The sequence below is a fragment of the Pseudarthrobacter sp. 10T415 genome (genome assembly GCF_056394175.1).
On the sequence record NZ_JBFTHJ010000001.1, the window covers coordinates 605,656 to 623,964 of the forward strand.

14 protein-coding genes are annotated in these 18,309 nt (G+C 61.5%); all 14 read left to right on the plus strand.

Annotated elements, in window-relative coordinates:
* Nucleotides 1–160: 160 nt before the first annotated feature.
* Nucleotides 161–1,420, plus strand: coding sequence for an ROK family transcriptional regulator (locus AC1DBN_RS02775; protein WP_056078686.1), 1,260 nt, complete (start codon nt 161–163; stop codon nt 1,418–1,420).
* Between the two features lie 316 nt (nt 1,421–1,736).
* Complete coding sequence (locus tag AC1DBN_RS02780) at nt 1,737–3,254, plus strand: ABC transporter substrate-binding protein (protein WP_091719700.1); 1,518 nt, start codon at nt 1,737–1,739, stop codon at nt 3,252–3,254.
* A gap of 73 nt (nt 3,255–3,327) precedes the next feature.
* Entirely contained in the window at nt 3,328–4,269 is a 942-nt protein-coding gene (locus AC1DBN_RS02785; protein ID WP_056078680.1) for an ABC transporter permease, read from the plus strand.
* Nucleotides 4,266–6,101 carry a dipeptide/oligopeptide/nickel ABC transporter permease/ATP-binding protein gene (locus tag AC1DBN_RS02790; protein WP_477722525.1) on the plus strand — a complete coding sequence of 612 codons (1,836 nt, stop codon included), beginning with the start codon at nt 4,266–4,268 and terminating at the stop codon, nt 6,099–6,101. Before AC1DBN_RS02785 ends, AC1DBN_RS02790 begins: the two co-directional genes overlap by 4 nt.
* Entirely contained in the window at nt 6,098–6,985 is an 888-nt protein-coding gene (locus AC1DBN_RS02795; protein ID WP_091719698.1) for an ATP-binding cassette domain-containing protein, read from the plus strand. The genes AC1DBN_RS02790 and AC1DBN_RS02795 overlap by 4 nt, the downstream gene beginning before the upstream one ends.
* A 51-nt stretch (nt 6,986–7,036) precedes the next feature.
* Nucleotides 7,037–8,590, plus strand: a complete 1,554-nt coding sequence (locus AC1DBN_RS02800) for a GMC oxidoreductase (RefSeq protein ID WP_091719696.1) — start codon at nt 7,037–7,039, stop codon at nt 8,588–8,590.
* A gap of 7 nt (nt 8,591–8,597) precedes the next feature.
* Nucleotides 8,598–9,002 (plus strand): C-glycoside deglycosidase beta subunit domain-containing protein, encoded by a 405-nt coding sequence (locus AC1DBN_RS02805; protein ID WP_056078670.1) that lies wholly within the window; start codon nt 8,598–8,600, stop codon nt 9,000–9,002.
* Complete coding sequence (locus AC1DBN_RS02810) at nt 8,999–9,892, plus strand: sugar phosphate isomerase/epimerase family protein (protein WP_231994244.1); 894 nt, start codon at nt 8,999–9,001, stop codon at nt 9,890–9,892. Before AC1DBN_RS02805 ends, AC1DBN_RS02810 begins: the two co-directional genes overlap by 4 nt.
* Nucleotides 9,889–11,454, plus strand: a complete 1,566-nt coding sequence (locus AC1DBN_RS02815; protein WP_477722526.1) for an MFS transporter — start codon at nt 9,889–9,891, stop codon at nt 11,452–11,454. The genes AC1DBN_RS02810 and AC1DBN_RS02815 overlap by 4 nt, the downstream gene beginning before the upstream one ends.
* Before the next feature lies 1 nt (nt 11,455).
* Nucleotides 11,456–12,487, plus strand: a complete 1,032-nt coding sequence (locus tag AC1DBN_RS02820) for a Gfo/Idh/MocA family protein (protein ID WP_314213339.1) — start codon at nt 11,456–11,458, stop codon at nt 12,485–12,487.
* Nucleotides 12,477–14,666, plus strand: a complete 2,190-nt coding sequence (locus tag AC1DBN_RS02825) for a glycoside hydrolase family 3 N-terminal domain-containing protein (RefSeq protein WP_477722527.1) — start codon at nt 12,477–12,479, stop codon at nt 14,664–14,666. The genes AC1DBN_RS02820 and AC1DBN_RS02825 overlap by 11 nt, the downstream gene beginning before the upstream one ends.
* Nucleotides 14,667–14,731: 65 nt before the next feature.
* Nucleotides 14,732–16,369, plus strand: coding sequence for a DUF5597 domain-containing protein (locus tag AC1DBN_RS02830; protein WP_314213341.1), 1,638 nt, complete (start codon nt 14,732–14,734; stop codon nt 16,367–16,369).
* A gap of 199 nt (nt 16,370–16,568) precedes the next feature.
* The gene (locus AC1DBN_RS02835; RefSeq protein ID WP_314213342.1) at nt 16,569–17,753 is read left to right on the plus strand and encodes a Gfo/Idh/MocA family protein; all 1,185 of its coding nucleotides are present in this window, start codon (nt 16,569–16,571) and stop codon (nt 17,751–17,753) included.
* 2 nt (nt 17,754–17,755) lie between these two features.
* The coding region (locus tag AC1DBN_RS02840) for a sugar phosphate isomerase/epimerase family protein (RefSeq protein ID WP_477722528.1) at nt 17,756–18,309 on the plus strand (554 nt) is incomplete at its 3' end.

Genomic DNA, 18,309 nt, shown 5'->3' on the forward strand with positions numbered 1-18,309 from the left:
TTTATCCGATGACCGGCAAAAGTTGCTAGACTTTTCTTGTTTGGTGACGTGGAGTTGGAGCATGATGGCACCTGTGAGTGCCCGGATGGTTCCACAAAACGGACAGGATCCATCACCACAGCGCTGACGCAGTGGGCGCGAGCACCCAGGAAGAGATTCAATGGCCATAGAGCGGTATACCGGACTCGCGTCCGTACTGGAAACAATCCGTTGGCAGGACGGCATTACGCAGGCCAGCCTGACCGATCACGTAGGGCTGGGGCGCAGTGTTGTTGCCGAGCGGGTTGCAGAACTCGAACAAATCGGGCTTATCCATTCCCCCGGCCGCGCTCCCTCTACGGGCGGGCGGACCGCCAAGCTGCTGTCCCTCAACGCCCAGGCCGGCTACGTCATAGGCGTGGACATTGCGTCCAATGAAATGGTGGTCAGTGCTTCCGATCTGGCCGGCTCCCTGCTGGGCACCCGCCACCGGGAGCTGTGCGAGATCAGCGAAGGGCCCGAGCGGATCCTGGGCCAGGTCAATGGGATCGTCGATGACGTCATCAGGGAGCAAGGGGGCAACAACCTGCTGGGGATCGGCGTGGGGCTCTCCGGTCCGGTCAATTTCGATACCGGCACTCCCGTTGGCGTACCGGTCATGCCGGGTTGGGAGGACTACCCCGTACGGGAAGAGTTCGCGGCTCGCTGGCCGGTTCCGGCATGGGTGGACAATCGCGTTAATCTTCTGGCGCTCGCTGAAATAGAGAGCAATCCGCGGGCTGCCAAGGCAAAGCACTTGCTCTATTTCGGGGCCGGCGCCGGGGTTGGAGCTGCCCTCATCGCCGATGGCAGGCTCTACCGGGGCTCCCATGGCCTGGCGGGTTCCATTGGCCATGTGGCCGTCCCGGAGGCCGGAGTGGTTGCCTGCAGGTGCGGGCGCACAGGCTGCCTTGAGGCGGTCACCAGTGGATGGGCGATTGAGCGGGACGGCTTGATGTTGGCTGAAACGGGACGCAGCCCCTACCTCGCACAAGTCCTCAAGGAGACCGGACGTGTTCGCGCCTACGACGTGACACTGGCCGCTGAGCACCAAGACGCCGCCGCAAAGGAGCTGCTCCACCGAACAGCGGCACTCCTTGGAAGCAGCCTGGCAACCTTGGTCAGTTTCTTCGCTCCTCACATGCTGGTAGTCGGCGGTGGCATTGCCCGTGCCAAAGACATCGTGCTCAAGCCCATACAGCAAGCCGTCCTTGAACGGCTGCCCTCCACGGGCGCACCGGACCTGCTCGTGGAGTTATCTGCCCTTGACGAGCAGGTAGGCGGCGTCGTCGGTGCCGCCCAGCTTGTTCTGGGCGAGCTCTTCTCCAAAGACAACCTGCCCGGGCTCCTGGAGCGGCTGATGCAACCCCTGAGTCAAACCAAAGAAGGTGTTTCGGCCTGATATTCCGAAGACCGGAAGAAGTTGTTGACTTCTTCCGGTCACCGGATTATCGTTGTAACAGGCGCCACAAAACGCTCAACCAGCACCATAAACCTCAATGGCGAGGGAGACCGAGATGGAGCACACCACCTGCATCCCGCGGCCCTGCGCCAGTAATGCATTCAAGGAATCCAAAGGATTTCCTGTGAAGCCAGGCGCCTTTCAAAGGCATGTAAGCCACCATTCATCGCAGTACTTATCCATCTCCGTAGCGTTGTCGCCGGAGAACAGTCGGATCACTCGAAGCTGAGCATTCGACGCCTTGTCTAGGAGAAACATGCGCAAATTAGTCGGCATCGCCGCCGTCACAGCCGTCATGGCGCTTACCGCCTGCAACGGATCCTCCCCTGGCGGTTCCGCCGCCTCCACGGAATTGGATATCGCAGCTATCGGAACACCTGAGTCTTTCGCACCCGGCAATTTCGGTACCGGCCCCACCACCCAGTTCCTTCAGCCGGTCTACGATTCCCTCTTCCGGAACACCAACGAGGGCGAACCCGCCGAGAATATCGTGACCAAATGGTCTTACGACGACGCCCGGACCAAGCTTTCGCTCACGATCAGGGATGGCGTCAAATTTACCGATGGGACGCCCCTGGATGCCGCCGCGGTGAAAGCCAATCTTGATTCCGCCCGCAAGGGTACTGGTGAAGCCGGCGGGCAACTGCGCTTCATCACAGAGGTAGCTGTCACCGACGCCACCAATCTCACGGTAACGCTCTCCGCTCCGGACCCGTCCCTTGTGCCGAACTTGGGGGGAACCGCCGGCGTCCTTGCCAGCCCGAAGGCCTTGGGAACCCCGGAACTGGACACCACTCCCGTAGGTTCCGGCCCCTATATCCTTGATGCCGCAAAGTCCCAGACCGGCATCAAGTACGCCTACACCAGAAATCCGGACTACTGGAACGCCAAAGACTTCCCGTTCGACACCGTCGAAGTCACGGTCTTCAACGACAACAACGCAATCCTCAACGCATTGCGGGCCGGTGAAACAGACTTCGCAGTGGTCACCGACAAGGATTCAAACAGCCTCAAGTCCGCAGGCCTGAACATCCAGTCCAACCCCGCCTACACCACCAGCGGCCTCTACTTGTTCGACCGCAAGGGTTCCCTGGTTCCTGCGCTCGCCGAGCCCAAGGTACGCCAGGCAATCAACATGGCATTGGATCGCGATGCCATCCACGCGCAAGTCTTCGGCGGTAAGGGTAAGGCCACCAGCCAGGTCTTCAGTTCCACCAGCGACGCCTACATCCCTGAGTTGGACAAGAAGTACCCCTTCGATGTGGACGGCGCGAAGAAGCTTCTCTCCGACGCCGGTTATGCAAACGGCTTCATCCTGCCCATGCCGGATGTATCACCCATCTATCCGGACCAGCAAGCGGCCGTGACTGAAGCCCTGACGGCTATCGGCATTACACCGCAGTACCAGCCGGTGAACGGCCAGACCTTCATCTCGGATCTGTTGGCAGGAAAGTATCCCGCAGCGATTTTCGGACTCAACAGCCCGCGCCCCTGGGATTTCGCCCAGATCGCGCTCACTCCCGAATCACTCTGGAACCCGTTCCACGTCTCCGACCCCACTGTGGTTGACCTGATCAACAAGGCCCAAGGCGAAACCGGTGAGGCCCAAACCGAAACGTTCCGTCAGCTGAACACCTATCTGGTGGATCAAGCCTGGTTCGCTCCCTACATCCAGTCTGACAACGTCTTCGCCAGCAGCGCCGACATCACTGTTACTCCGCAGCGCTACTCCACTCTGCCGCCTCTCTGGGGCCTGGCTCCCGCGCAGAAGTAGATGGGCGGCCGGTCCATCCCAGGGCCGGCCTCCCCTACGCATCCGTCATCTTCCCGAAGCCCAAGGAGCTGCCATGTTGATGTTTATCCTTCGCCGCCTGGCCTCAGGACTGGTGCTCATGTTCGTTATCTCCACTGCGACGTTCTTCCTCCTGAACCTCACGGGGCAAGACCCCGTCCGTCAGGTTCTGGGTCCCGTAGCCTCAGCCGAACAGGTGGAAACCAAGCGCCAACAACTGGGCCTTGATGAACCGTTGATCACCCAATACTTCCAGTGGCTCGGATCAGCCGTTCGTGGAGATTTGGGCCGGTCCTGGTTCACCAACCAGCCAGTAGGAGAACTACTCTCCCAAACCCTTCCGCCCACCCTTTCCATGGTGATCGGATCACTGATCCTCGCTGCCTGTTTTGGAACCTTGATCGGTGTGACAGCTGCCTTGCGGCGAGGACGACTCGACCGCGGCCTGCAGGTGGTATCCACCCTGGTCCAGGCAATTCCCGGCTTCCTGGTAGCCCTGGTCCTGGCTTTGGTTTTCGCAGTCCAACTGCGCATGTTTCCGGCTACCGGATTCACTGCTTTCGCGGCTTCTCCCGGCAAGTGGCTCGCATCCATCTCACTCCCGGTCATTGCGTTGGCATTAGGCTCCCTGGCCTCCATCGCTTTGCAGGTCCGGGGGTCCATGATCGATGTGATGCAGCAGGACTTTGTTCGAACACTGCGCAGCCGTGGCCTCCCCGAGCGAAGCGTCGTGGTGAAGCATGCCTTGCGCAGCGCCGCCGGACCAAGCCTCACAACGGTATCCCTGATGTTCATCGTGGCCATCTCCAGCTCAGTGATCGTTGAGAAAGTCTTCAATATCCCCGGAATCGGCACCCAGGCCAATACCTCAGCCGGCCGTGGCGACCTGCCCGTGGTGCTCGGAATCGTCCTTGTCACGGTGGTGCTCGTCGTCGTCGTGAATCTCCTCGTCGATCTGGCGCAAGGCTGGATCAATCCGAAAGTTCGTGTCTCATGACCGATAACCTTGTCACCGGCACCCGCAAGTCGCTTGAAGTGGTTAGCTCCGCACCCCAAGGCGACAAACTGATCAAGAAGTTCCTTCGTGAACCGGCGGCAGTGATCTCGCTCGTGTTCCTCGCGTTGCTCGTTGTGGTGGGGGTCCTCGCACCCTTGATCTCCTCTTACGACCCCACTGCCACCCGCCTCGCCGATGTCCTCGCACCGCCTTTCACGGCTGAACATCCGCTGGGCGCAGATGGAGTGGGCCGCGACGTGCTGGCGAACCTCGTCTACGGCGCCCAAACCAGCCTTTCCAGTGCCGCGATTGTCATTGCGGTGAGCCTGCTGATTGGAGTACCGACCGGGCTCCTGGCGGGTTACCGCCAGGGCTGGATCGACGGCGTCAGCATGTGGATCAGCGGCGCCCTGCTGTCACTGCCGGCAATAGTTGTGCTCCTTGTGGTTTTGGCCCGTGTAGGACGCAGCACCTCACTTGCACTGGTGGTCTTCGGCATATTGATCGCCCCCTCGGTGTTCCTGCTCATCCGCGGCTCGGTCCGGGCGGTGCGGGAAGAGTTGTACGTGGACGCAGCCCGGGTCTCCGGCTTGAGCGATATCCGCATCATGGTCCGCCACATCCTTCCTGTAGTCATCACGCCCACCATCATTCAAGCCGCACTGCTGGCAGGTGCCGGCATTGGAATCGAGGCAGGCATCGCCTTCCTCGGTCTTGGTTCTTCCGACAAAGCCAGCTGGGGCCTGATGCTCAATGACGCATCGCAAAACATCTTCAACGCGCCCGGGCTGCTCATCTGGCCAAGCGCTGCACTGGTGTTGACGGTCATGGCCTGCACCTTGGTGGGAAACGGCTTCCGCGACGCCCTGGCGAACTACGGATCATCTGCCGGCCCCGCCAGGAAAGTAAAAGCTGCCGAGCACGCCAGTTCAACTCCTGAACCTGCACGGCCTATGAAGAAGGCGCCTGTGGATCCAGGAGACGCACTTCTGGTCATCGACGATCTCCGGGTTTCCTACCCCCGCCCCAACGGTGAGAAGTCCGACGTCGTCAAAGGCATTTCCTTGAGGGTGGAGCGCGGCCAGATCGTTGGCCTGGTGGGAGAATCAGGCTCGGGTAAGTCACAGACCGCCTTCTCGGTCCTGGGACTCTTGCCCGGGCAAGCCCACATGACTGCGGGAACCTTGAGTTTCGCCGGAGTGGATCTGCTCGGGATGACTCCCAAAGAGCGAAATGGACTACGAGGCGCCCGGATCGGTTATATCCCCCAGGAGCCCATGAGTAACCTCGATCCCGCCTTCCGCATCGGGTCCCAACTCACGGAGCCAATGCGACACCACTTGGGAATCTCGGCAAAGACCGCAAAAGAGGAAGCCCTCAAACTCCTCGCCCGCGTAGGCATTCCTGATCCGGAGCGGGTCTTCAAGTCCTACCCGCATCAGGTCTCAGGCGGAATGGCGCAGCGCGTACTCATTGCCGGAGCCGTTTCCTGCAATCCGGAACTGCTCATTGCCGACGAACCCACCACCGCTCTGGACGTCACGGTTCAGGCCGACGTGCTGGATCTCATTCGCAGCCTTCAGGCGGAACGCGGCATGGGTGTGGTCCTGGTGACCCACAACTTCGGCGTCGTCGCGGATCTGTGCGATCAAGTGGCCGTGATGCGCAACGGAGAAATTGTGGAAGTAGCTGAGGTCACTGAGTTGTTCACCAACCCCCGGGAAGAGTACACACGGCTCCTCTTGGACTCTGCCCTCGATTCGACCTCGAAAACGCCGGCCGACCACCCTGTCGAGGCCGACATGACCACCGAGACAGAAGGTGCACGATGACTTCCGTCAACCAGACCGCCTTGCCGGAAGCAGAACCCCTCCTGCGGATCACCGACCTGACCGTTGATTACAGGATTGGCGGATTCGGCAGAAAACGGACATTCCGGGCGTTGCAAGGCGTGAGCCTGGATATCAAACCCGGGGAAACCCTGGGGCTTGTGGGTGAGTCCGGTTCCGGTAAGTCAACCATTGGCCGAGCCGTGCTGGGTCTTGCCCCGGTGACCGGCGGCGACATCCGTTTCGACGGCAGGTCAATCACCAGGCTCAGCAAGAAGGAACGCCGGGCACTCAGCAGCGACGTTCAGGTGGTTTTTCAAGATCCCTACACCTCCCTGAATCCTTCAATGACCATCAGCGACATTTTGTCCGAGCCGATGCAGGTTTCCGGGACGTCCAAGGTTGATGCACAACGACGGGTCCGGGAGCTTCTGGATGTTGTGAACCTGCCCTCCAACGCCAGCACCCGCTATCCTCGCGAGTTCTCCGGTGGCCAACGGCAACGCATCGCAATCGCCCGTTCGTTGTGCCGGAATCCCAAGCTCATAGTGTGTGATGAGCCCGTCAGTGCATTGGACTTGTCCACCCAGGCACGGGTTCTTCAACTTTTCTCCGACATTCAAGAGCAGACCGGGGTTTCGCTCCTTTTTGTCACTCACGATCTGGATGTGGTGCGGCACATCAGCGAGCGCGTCGCAGTGATGCGGCGGGGAGAAATCGTGGAGACAGGCATCACGGAGCGGGTTATCGCCGAGCCGCAACATGCATACACGAAGGCCCTCCTCCTGGCCTCACCTATCGCCAACCCGGCCCGGCAGGCCAACCGGCGCCGGGAACGACGACTTTTCCTTGACGCTCAAGCCGCACTGTCCACAGCTGCCCGCTGAGCAAACCATCAGGGCGTGAAGCCCTCCTTCTACAGACTCCCGGAGAACAGCATGATCACCACAGCAGTACCTTCAGCGCGCCCTTATCCAGCTGTCGTTGACGTCGCAATCATCGGCAGCGGCCCTGCCGGAGCCACCTATGCCCGGATACTTTCAGAGCTCAGCCCCCAGGCCAGCATTGCCATCTTCGAGGCCGGACCGACCATCAGTGATCCCCCCGGATCCCACGTGAAGAACATCGCAAGCGTGCAGGACCGCGAAGTTGCCCAGCGCCGTTCCGAGGGAAAAGTAAGCGCCGTGCCAAGCGGCGGGAACCTCGCAGAGTACGCACGCGACGTCGCACGCCCGGTGCGGCCCGGGACCTTCCTCCTCGACGACGGTTGGCAGCAGCCCGGCGAGACCGGACTGCCGGGCCTTGCATTCTCCAGCAATGTTGGCGGTATGGCTGCGCACTGGACCGGCGCGTGCCCGCGTCCTGGCGGAAGCGAACGTATTGCGTTCCTTCCGAACATGGACGAGCTTCTGAGCGAGGCCGAACGCCTCCTCTCGGTCAGCTCAGAGGCCTTGGCTGGTGCTCCCCTGGCCGACCTCGTCCGCTCGCGTTTGTCGGCGGCGCTCGACGACGGACGCGCACATGACCGGCGTGTTCAGCCCATGCCGCTGGCGGTCCGCCGCACTGACGACGGTCGCTTCATCTGGTCTGGAGCTGACGTGGTGTTCGGTGACGAGACGCGGAACAACCCCCGGGCCCGCCTGTTCGACGAAAGCGTGGTTGTGCGGGTACTGACCGACGGAGACGAGGTCAGCGGTGTGCGGGTGCGCGACGCCAAGTCAGGAGACGAGCATGAAATTGCGGCCAGGTACGTCGTAGTTGCCGCCGATGCCCTCCGCGGTCCGCAGCTGCTGTTCGCATCCGGTATCCGCCCCGAAGCACTCGGCCGGTACCTAAACGACCAGCCTCAGATTGTCCACGCTGTCCGGTTGACCGGTGCCATGGATGATGTTCCCGCTGCCTCATCAAGCGACACCACCATCACCGCCCAAAGCGGGGTCAGCTGGGTGCCCTTCACCGATGAGCAGCCTTTTCATGGGCAGGTCATGCAACTGGACGCATCACCGGTGCCCATCTCAGGGGATGTCATCCCTGGTTCGATCGTGGGCCTGGGGTGGTTCTGCGCCAAGGACCTCCAAGCCTCAGACCGCGTTGTCTTCTCCGAAAACACCACGGACGCCTACGGGTTGCCAGCCATGAATATCCACTACACCTTCACCGAACGCGACGAGCAGACACTGTCCGCAGCACGCCAATCGGTGGTTGCCGCCGCCCGGTCCTTGGGCGAGCCACTGGGCGATCAACCGCTCACTTTCCCTGCCGGCGCCTCACTCCACTACCAAGGCACCCTTCGGATGGGGACATCCAATGACGGAACCGCTGTATGTGATCCCGCCGGACAGGTGTGGGACGTCAGGGGGTTGTTCGTTGCCGGCAACGGTGTCATCCCTACCCCTACAGCCTGCAACCCCACGTTGACCGGGGTGGCCCTGGCCGTCGCCGGGGCCCGCCAGATCGCCGAATCAATCAACTCCACGTCCACAGAGAAGTGAGGAAAACATGGTCCTCGAACGAGAACTGATCCAAAGCCGGGGCTTTCGCAACGTCCACGAGGGAACCGAAACTGTCGGCTTCGAGATAGCCCTGCGCATGCCGAACTACCGAGGTGTCTGGGCAAGCCTCATCGACGGGGTCGCTGTCACCGTAGATGGTCAGGCATGGAGCCGGGAAGTACCGCGCTGGACGCTCCAGGGACGCACTTTCAGCATCCAGGAACTGCGCCAGTCCACCGATGTCCGCTGGCAGCTCGATGAAGTGGCCACCGTCATGGTGCCGCTCCCAGGCGGCCTGGCGGTAGGTGTCCACGATGTCCGCGTTGATATTGCGCTGCACGCACCCTACATTCCGGCTGAATTCCAACCGTCAATTTTCACGTCCCAGCGAAAGGTCACGGTCCTCGCATGAGCAACCTCAAGTACGGCGTCTCCCTCTACAGCTACACCGGTGATATCAACACCGTCCTCACCCTCGAAGACGCCATGGCACACATAGCTGACATCGGCGCCACCGGGATTGAGATCCTGGGCGAAGGTCACGTGCCCAACTACCCGGAACCGTCCGCCGCGTGGATTGACCAATGGTTCGGGCTGCTCGAAAAATACCAGCTGGAGCCTACCAATTACGGGTCGTGGATCGACTCGAGCATGTGGCGTGACCGCGACCTCACCGCAGATGAGGGCGCTGTAATGCTGGCCCGCGATCTTCGGCTGGCCCATCGTCTTGGATTCACCTCAATCCGCCCCAAGATCGGTGTAGTGTCCATGGACCTGCGCCCCCACCCGATCTGGGAGGAAGTGATTGAGCGCAACCTCGATCTCGCGGCCGAACTGAACCTCATTATTTGCCCGGAAATCCATGCGCCCACTCCCATCAAGCACCCGGTGGTGGACGAGTACATCGCGTTCATCGAGCGAACCGGATCGAAGAACTTCCGCCTGCTCATCGACACCGGTATCTTCCAAAGGGCGATCACCACCGCCAAGCATGACGGCCTCAGCGAAGAAGCCCAGGAAGAAGGATGGCGTAAACCCCTTGCCGTTCCCATGTCGGACCTGGCGGATGTTCTCCCCTACGTGTCGTTCATTCAGGCGAAATTCTTCGACATCGACGATGACCTGGTTGACGGCCAGATTCCTTGGCGCGAGATCCTTCAGACCCTGAAGGAGAACGGATGGTCCGGTTACCTGTCCAGTGAATACGAAGGCGATCGGCTGCCTTACCGATCCATTGAGCAGGTCCGCCGGCAGCATGCGCTTCTGCACAGCCTGGAGGCCGAGATCGCCGGGACGCCGTGACCCAAGTACGCAACCACAGCCGCAGCAACAGCAACACAGGCCGGATCTCTCCCACCCGGCTCCGGCTCCTCATGGCAGCGCTCCTGGCGGTGTCATTTCTTGGAGCCCTCGATCACACCATCGTTTCGACGTCCTTGGCCACTGTCGCCGGCGAACTCGGAGCCCTCCAGCACATGAGCTGGGTGGTAGTGGGATACACGCTCGCCAGTACTGTCCTGCTCCCGGTACTCGGAGGGCTGGGCGATCGGGTCGGTCCGCGGATGGTCTTCCTCAATGCGCTGATCGGCTTTGCTGCAGCGTCCTTCGTGTGTGGCCTCGCGCATGACATGACCCAGCTCGTCGTCGCCCGGGTCCTCCAGGGCATGAGCGCCGCGGGTCTTCAGCTGATGTCGCAGACGATCGTTGCCGAGGTCACCACGCCAAGGCAACGTCCTGCGTACCTCTCACTGATCGGCGCAGCCTTCCCGGTGGCAATTCTGATCGGGCCGCTCCTCGGGGGCCTGATCACGGACCATTGGGGATGGCCCTGGGTGTTTTGGATCAACGTCCCGGTGGGGCTTGCCGCACTTCTCCTGGCGGTCGTGGCCGTTCCACACATCGAACCGGCGGGCAAGAAACGGTTCGACGTCGTTGGAGCGGTGCTGCTCACCGCTGTCCTTGTGGCGGTGGTGCTGGCAGTTGCGTGGTTCAGCTCCGGAAACTCCGCAGCGTGGATCGCCCTTGGAGCAGGCGTAGCAGCGCTAGGCGGGCTCGTCGTCGTCGAGCGCGGTCAACAGAACCCCATCATCCCGGTTCACTTGTTCCGCAACCGCACCTTCAGTGCAGGCGTGGGACTCTCAGCAGTCATGGGTGCGGGGCTTATCTCAGCCACGGCGTACCTGCCAACGTATTTCCAGATGGCCTATGGAGTCAGCGCCACCATCTCAGGACTGGTTCCCATCGCCACTGTGCTGGGAATGTTGGTAGGCAATCTCGTGACGGGCTGGCTTGCGTCGCGAACGGGCCGCTACCGCGCGTTTCCCATAGTCGGAACAGTGATGGGAGCACTCGGACTCGGAGCCATGTTCCTGCTCCCGCGGGGCGCGCCGCTGTGGGTCCCGGCGCTGATCATGGCGTTCGTGGGCCTCGGCACGGGAGCGTTCATGAGCCTCGCCATTGCGATCGTGCAAGGTGCTGCACCACGCAGTGAACTCGGCGCCGCAACCGCAACCGCGGGACTCAGCGGGCAGATCGGATCCACCGTAGGATCAGCGGTAGTAGGCGGCGTGGTGGGGTTCGGCGTCGCATCGCTCTTGCCAACCGGGCTCGATTCCCAAACCCTGACGCCTGCCTTGGTCCACGCCGCCGACCCCGCGATGCAAGCCGAGATCGCAGCGATCTACCACGACGTCTTTTCTCCCGTTTTTCTTGCCCTGGCCGGCGTCTACACCCTGGGTTTCATTGCAGCGTTGCTGCTGCCCGATGGCCGCCTTTCCGATGATGCCGCGGTCCCTGCAGATGACTCTGCCGACTCTGCCGCCCTGGACGGCTCTGCCGACCTGGCTCTGCAAGGAAAGGATTAACGTGCGCGGCAAAACCACTGTGAGATGGGGGCTCGCCGGTACGGGAACCATTGCCCGTGAATTCGCGCAGACCATTGCCGAAGTCCCCTCTGCCTTCCTCGCTGCTGCAGCGTCCCGGACCGTGGCGGCCTCAGGCAAGTTCTGTTCCGATTTCGGCATCCCAACCCAGCACTCGTCCTTTCAGGATCTTGCCCATGACCCCACCATTGACGCGGTTTACGTTTCCACCCCTGCCGGATTGCATCATGAGCATGCCAGGCAATTCCTGGAGGCGGGTAAACACGTCCTGGTGGAAAAGCCCTTTACCGCCACCCACGCCGAGGCCCTCGATCTGGCCCGAACCGCCAAGCGAGCCGGGACAGTGCTGATGGAGGCCATGTGGTCCCGGTTCCTGCCTGCCTACGTTGAGCTGAAGCGGCTGGTGGACGATGGTGCAATTGGAGAGGTGCGGAAGGTTGAAGCGTCCTTCGGTTTCCCGATTCCGGAGGCTGGGCCGAGGGCGCGGCCGCAGTTGTACGATCCCGCCTTGGGCGGCGGAAGCCTCCTGGAGATGGGCGTTTACCCTGTACAACTGTCGCACTGGCTTCTGGGCGATGAACCGGCCGTCGCCGCATTCGGCCGCAGCAGCACAAGCGGGGTGGACCTGGACACGACGGCGCTTCTTTCCTTTGGTGACGGCGCAACCGGATACATCAGCTCATCAATGTCCACAGTGCTTCCCAACAACGCACGGATACTGGGAACCGAAGGCCTCATTGAACTGCCGGCCCCGCACCATTGCCCCAACGAGCTGACTGTTTCACGCTACAACCCCTCGGGGCCGGGACTTCAGCAGTCCCACATCATTCAGGCGCCCATTGTTGGCGGCGGACTCAGGTACGAAATTCTCGAATTCCACGCGCTGCTCGAATCCGGTAGCCCGCAGAGTTCCGTGATGCCCTTGGGCGACTCTCTGGCCATCATGCGCAAACTGGACCTCATAAGGCACCAGGTCCACAAACCTTCCCAGGAGGATCTTCACCGTGAAAGCTAAAGTACAGCCGGAGCAGATACTGGCCTCCATGACCTATGCGCAGAAACTGGCACAGCTTCAGATCGTCTGGAGGCCGGACTCTGCGGAAGCGGGAAGCCTTGCCCGAAACGGTGCGGGGGCATTGTTCTGGCCCGCCTCGGCCCAGGCCACCAACGCGCTTCAGCGGATCGCCGTCGAAGAAGGCCCGCACGGCGTCCCCCTCCTGATCGGCCTTGACGTGGTCCACGGCCAGTTCACGATCTTTCCCACTCCTCTGGCACAAGCGGCCAGCTTCGATCCGGAGGTGGCAAGGGCCGACGCCCGGCTCTCTGCCAAGGAAGCCCGGTCCAATGGAGTGAACTGGACCTTTTCGCCCATGATCGATGTGTCACGGGACCCCCGATGGGGGCGCGTAGTGGAAGGATTTGGCGAGGACCCCTACCTCAACGCCGTCTTCGGGGAGGCCAAGATCCGCGGCTACCAGGGCGATAATCTTTCCTCCAACGCATCCATTGCCGCCTGCGCAAAGCACTTTGTTGGCTACAGTGCCGCCGAAGGAGGACGCGACTACAACACCACGGACATCTCGGTCCAGCGGCTCCACAATGTGTATCTGGAACCCTTCAGGGCGGCGGTCGCAGCACGAGTCGCCAGTGTCATGGCAAGCTTCAACGCAGTCTCAGGCGTACCCATGCACGCCAACCGGGAGCTGCTCACCTATGTCCTGAAGAACGAGTGGGGACATGACGGGATCGTGGTGGCAGACGCCGATGGCGTGGGCGAGCTTGTGGACCATGGCATCGCGGCCGACACTTCCGACGCCGGGCGCCTGGCACTTTCAGCAGGTCTCGATGTTGAAATGGGCGGCTCTTTGCTGAGCGACGGTGAGCCCATTGTCCGCGAGGAGCTACTGGACTCTGAGCGCTTGGACGACGCCGTACTCCGGGTACTCCGGCTGAAGCAAGCGCTGGGCCTGTTCGAGAACCCGTATGTGGACGAATCCACAGCAGCAACAGACCCAGATGATGCCTCGCTCTCAGCGGCGAGGGATACTGCCGCGCGCTGCGCGGTCCTGCTGAAGAACGACGACGGCGTGTTGCCGGTGAAGCCCTGGCGGCAACGAGTCCTTGTGGTGGGTCCTTACGCTGACAGCAAGGACCACCTTGGAGCCTGGGTACAGTACTTCGCCTCCCCCACCACCACATCCATTGCCGAATCGCTGGCAGAAGCCCTGCCGGAGTCCGTAGTGACCACCTTGCCCGGCGCCACCTTCTTTGGCTCCGATCCCGGCCTTCAGGCTGAAGCAGCTGCTGCCGCCGCTGAGGCGGACCTGGTGATCGTCGCCGTCGGGGAACCCAGTGACCTTTCCGGGGAGGCGAGCTCGCGGAGTTCATTGGACCTGCCCGGAGACCAGGAGAAATTGATCCATGCCATTGCCGGCTCGGGCACCCCCTTTGCCGTGGTCCTGATGACCGGCCGCCCACTGGTGGTCAGCGATTGGATTGATCAATGTCCTGCCCTTCTGGTGGCATGGCATCTCGGCACCGAGGCAGGAAAAGCAATTTCGGATGTCCTCACCGGCACGGTCAACCCGGGCGGCAAGCTTCCCATGTCTTTCCCGCGCGCTGTGGGTCAAGTCCCCATCTACTACAACCATGAGTCAACGGGGAGGCCTGCCCGCACAGGAGGCTCTCTTGCTGACAAAAGGCCGGACGTTGGGCTGACCGGACCCAACAACACTGATGACTATTACAAGTCGAAGTACCTGGACTTGGAGCTGGGTCCGCAATTCGGTTTCGGATACGGGCTTAGCTACACGCTCTTTGAGTTGGAATCATCGCCGGACCAAGCACTTTCGGTCACCTTGGACGAGCTGAGAGCTGGATCCAGGATCTCTTTCACCACGATCGTTCGCAATACCGGAACAAAGGATGGCGACGAAGTGGTCCAGTTGTATATTTCCGATCTGCTGGCCACAGTGACCCGGCCCGTCAAGCAGTTGCGGGGCTTCAGGCGAGTATTCGTACCTGCCGGAGAGGAACGGCGGGTATCGCTGACCATCGGCTGGGATGATCTGGGATTCTGGACCAACGATTACCGTGCCGGATACATCGTGGAGCCAGGCGAGTTCCGGGTGGGGATTGGCAGCGGCTTGACCTCCCGGGAATTCAGCCTGTGGGTCACTCCCAGTTCCCCCTGAAACCAGTAAGCCAAGTAGCCCAGCCACCAAGTATTCCGCCCACCAAGTAGTAAGGACCGATCCCCATGCCACACCAGAACCTTCCCCGACTCGAGCGGACGGGCAGCCACGTCAGGCTGATTGTTGAGGAGAAGCCGTTTCTCTGCATCGGAGGCGAACTGCATAATTCCAGTGCATCTGACAGGAGCTATATGTCGCCCATCTGGGAGAAACTGGCAAAGGCGGGGGTCAACACGGTGATCGCTCCTGTGTCCTGGGAACAAACAGAACCGGTTGAAGGACAACTCGATTTTTCGATCGTCGACGGGCTGGTGGAAGACGCACGGTCCACCGGCGTCCGTCTGGTACTGATCTGGTTCGGGGCGTTCAAGAACGCTTTCTCCACCTATGCCCCCGGCTGGGTTCGCGCTGACCGTGAACGTTTCCCGCGCGCGGACAGGGGCGTCAAACCGTTCAAGACCCCCTTTTCGTATCCCGGATCCATGCCGCGGCCAAGCTTGTCCGTCTTCTCTGACAATCTCTTTGAAGCGGACCGAACCGCCTACACTGCCCTGTTAGCGCATCTGTCCATGATCGATCCGGACCATACAGTCATCATGGTTCAGGTGGAAAACGAGGTTGGACTGCTGGGTGCAGGAAGAGACCACAGCGCACTGGCCGACGCCGTCTGGAATGCACCGCTCCCTGGGCATTTGATTGCTGCGGTTTCTCAAGCTCCGGAATCCTTTGACCAGGAGTTTGTGCAGGCCCTTGGCGTGCGCCCGGCTAGCAGCAGAAGCTGGGCGGACCACTTCGGAGATGACAACCCCCTTGCCGAAGAGACCTTTATGGCCTGGGGATTTGCATCCTTTGTGGGAGGTTTGGCGGCAGCCGGAAAGGAAGTCCTGCCCCTGCCCACTTACGCAAACGCCTGGATCGGCCCTCAACGGGGACAGGACCTGCCCGGCCAGTACCCAAGCGGCGGACCGACGGCCCGGATGATCCCAGTATGGCGTGCCGCGGCGCCGGCCATCGACTTCCTGGCACCGGATATCTACGTGCCCAATGCAGAGGAGGTCATGCGTCAATACGCCTCCGATTCCAATCCCCTTTTCATCCCCGAAGCACGTTTCCGGGCCGGAGATGCGTTCTTGGCCATTGGGGGATTTGGTGGTCTGGGCTACAACGTCTTCGGGGTGGAAGAAGGCCGGGAAGGCAACCAGTTCAGCGCCGCCTGCTCCATCATCACTTCCCTTACTCCAGAGATAGTGGATGCGCAGCGCTACGGCCGTATTTTTGGCTTCGCCCTTGACCCGGAGGAGGAATCCATCAGCACAGAACTGGCGGGTACTTCAATAACGGTTCGAAATTCCAGGAAGCTCCTCGAAGGAATGCTTCTGGATGCAGGCGTTCGTGTTCCCCCGGCGCCCGAACTCCTGGAAGAAACGGTTGCCGCTACCCACGGCCCTACCCCAGGAGACGCCCGTCCCTTTGGAATGGTTCTGGCCATCAGTCCCACCGAGTTCATCGTGGTGGGCCAAGGAGCACAAGTGGACTTCCACAAGCCCGGCTGTGACGTTGAACTGGATTCAGTCAGGGAGCTGGTGGTGACCAATGCCGGGTTTCAGGAAGGGCGATTCCTCAACGGGGACGAACGCCTTGAGATCCTTTCTGACAAGCACATCACAGCCGTGAGGGTCCGCATCCTCACAACCACGAGCTAACAACCAGCTCTCAGCAAAGACCCCCGGAATGCCTTGGAGCCATCCCGGCAGGGCCCCTCTTAACGCGATTTGTCCGGTCCTCCTTGTCGTCTGAATCCAGCCACAGTTGGTCGGCAGCCGATCGAAGGTGCCATCTGCGGTGCTGGTCGTACGGGACGGAACGACGTTGCCAGCCGAATGCTGCAAAGGAAGGAAATTCATGAAGACAGAACCTCCAGGAAATCAACACGCAAGCCCATTGGGGGTTGCTGCCATCGGCTACGCCTTCATGGGGAAGTCCCATTCGAATGCGTGGCGGAACGTGGCCAGTTTCTTCGATGTCCCGGCCTTCGAGCAGAAAGTGCTCGTGGGCCGGGACGCCACCCAGGTAGCGGAGGCCGCAGCCAAGTACGGTTGGGCCGAGTCGGCCACAGATTGGCGTTCCGTGATTGAGCGGGACGACATCCACATCGTTGATATCTGCGCGCCCGGTTGGATGCACGCCGAAATCGCCATCGCCGCACTGGCCGCCGGCAAACACGTGTTGGTGGAGAAGCCGCTGGCCAACACCCTGTGTGAGGCCGAACTGATGGTGGCCGCAGCCGTTGAAGCGCGTACCCGCGGGGTTCGATCGATGATCGGCTTCAACTACCGCCGCGTTCCCGCCCTCGCCCTGGCCAAGGAACTCATCGCCGAAGGACGGTTAGGCACCATCCGCCACGTCCGCGCCGCCTACCTCCAGGACTGGCTCGCCGACGACCAATCGCCCATGACCTGGCGGCTCCGCAAGGAAACCGCCGGCTCCGGCGCGCTCGGCGACATCGCCTCGCACGCCATCGACCAAATCCAGTACCTGACCGGACAGACCATCCTCGAGGCATCGGGGGTGCTGAAAACGTTCGTGACTCAGCGTCCCGGTCCGGGCGGTTTAGAAGACGTCACTGTAGACGACGCCGCCTGGGCAACGTTTTGGCTCACCGGCGAAATGGGCGCCTCCGTCGAAGCATCCCGCGTCGCGACCGGCCAGAAAAACTCCCTCAAGCTCGAAATCTACGGCACCTCAGGGTCGCTGACATTTGACCTGGAAGCGCTGAACGAGCTGAATTTCCTGGACGCCACCGTGCCTGTTCGTGAGCAGGGTTTCCGCCGGATCCTGGTCAATGAACCCGAACACCCCTACCTCGGAGCGTGGTGGCCGCAGGGTCACATCATCGGTTGGGAACACACTTTCACCCACCAGATCCGAGACTTCCTCACCGCAATTGCGGCCGATGAGTCGCCGTCGCCGTCGTTTGAAGACGGACTGCAGGTCCAACGTGTCCTCGATGCTGTGGAAGCCTCAGCCAGGAACAAGAGCACCATTACCGCTGTCGAAGACAAGTCCCTCGTTTCTGAAGGAGCCTGACCATGCCCCGCCCGTTTACCCTGTTCACCGGCCAGTGGGCCGACCTTCCCCTCGAGGAAGTCGCCAGGCTTGCCTCAGGCTGGGGCTACGACGGCCTGGAAATCGCCGTCTCCGGAGACCATCTGGACGCCTGGCGCGTGGACGAACCCGGCTACGTCGAGTCCAAGCTCGAACTCCTGGACAAATACAACCTCAAAGTCTGGGCCATCTCCAACCACCTCAAGGGCCAGGCCGTCTGCGATGACCCCATCGACTTCCGCCACGAAGCCATCGTCGGCTCGAAGGTCTGGGGCGACGGGGACCCCGAAGGCGTCCGCCAGCGCGCCGCCGAGGAACTCAAGCACACCGCCCGGCTCGCCCGCGCACTGGGCGTCGACACCGTCGTCGGGTTCACCGGCTCCTCCATCTGGCAATACGTCGCCATGTTCCCGCCCGTCCCGGAAAAAGTCATCGACGCCGGCTACCAGGACTTCGCCGACCGCTGGAACCCCATCCTGGACGTCTTCGACGACAACGGCGTCCGCTTCGCCCACGAAGTCCACCCCTCCGAGATCGC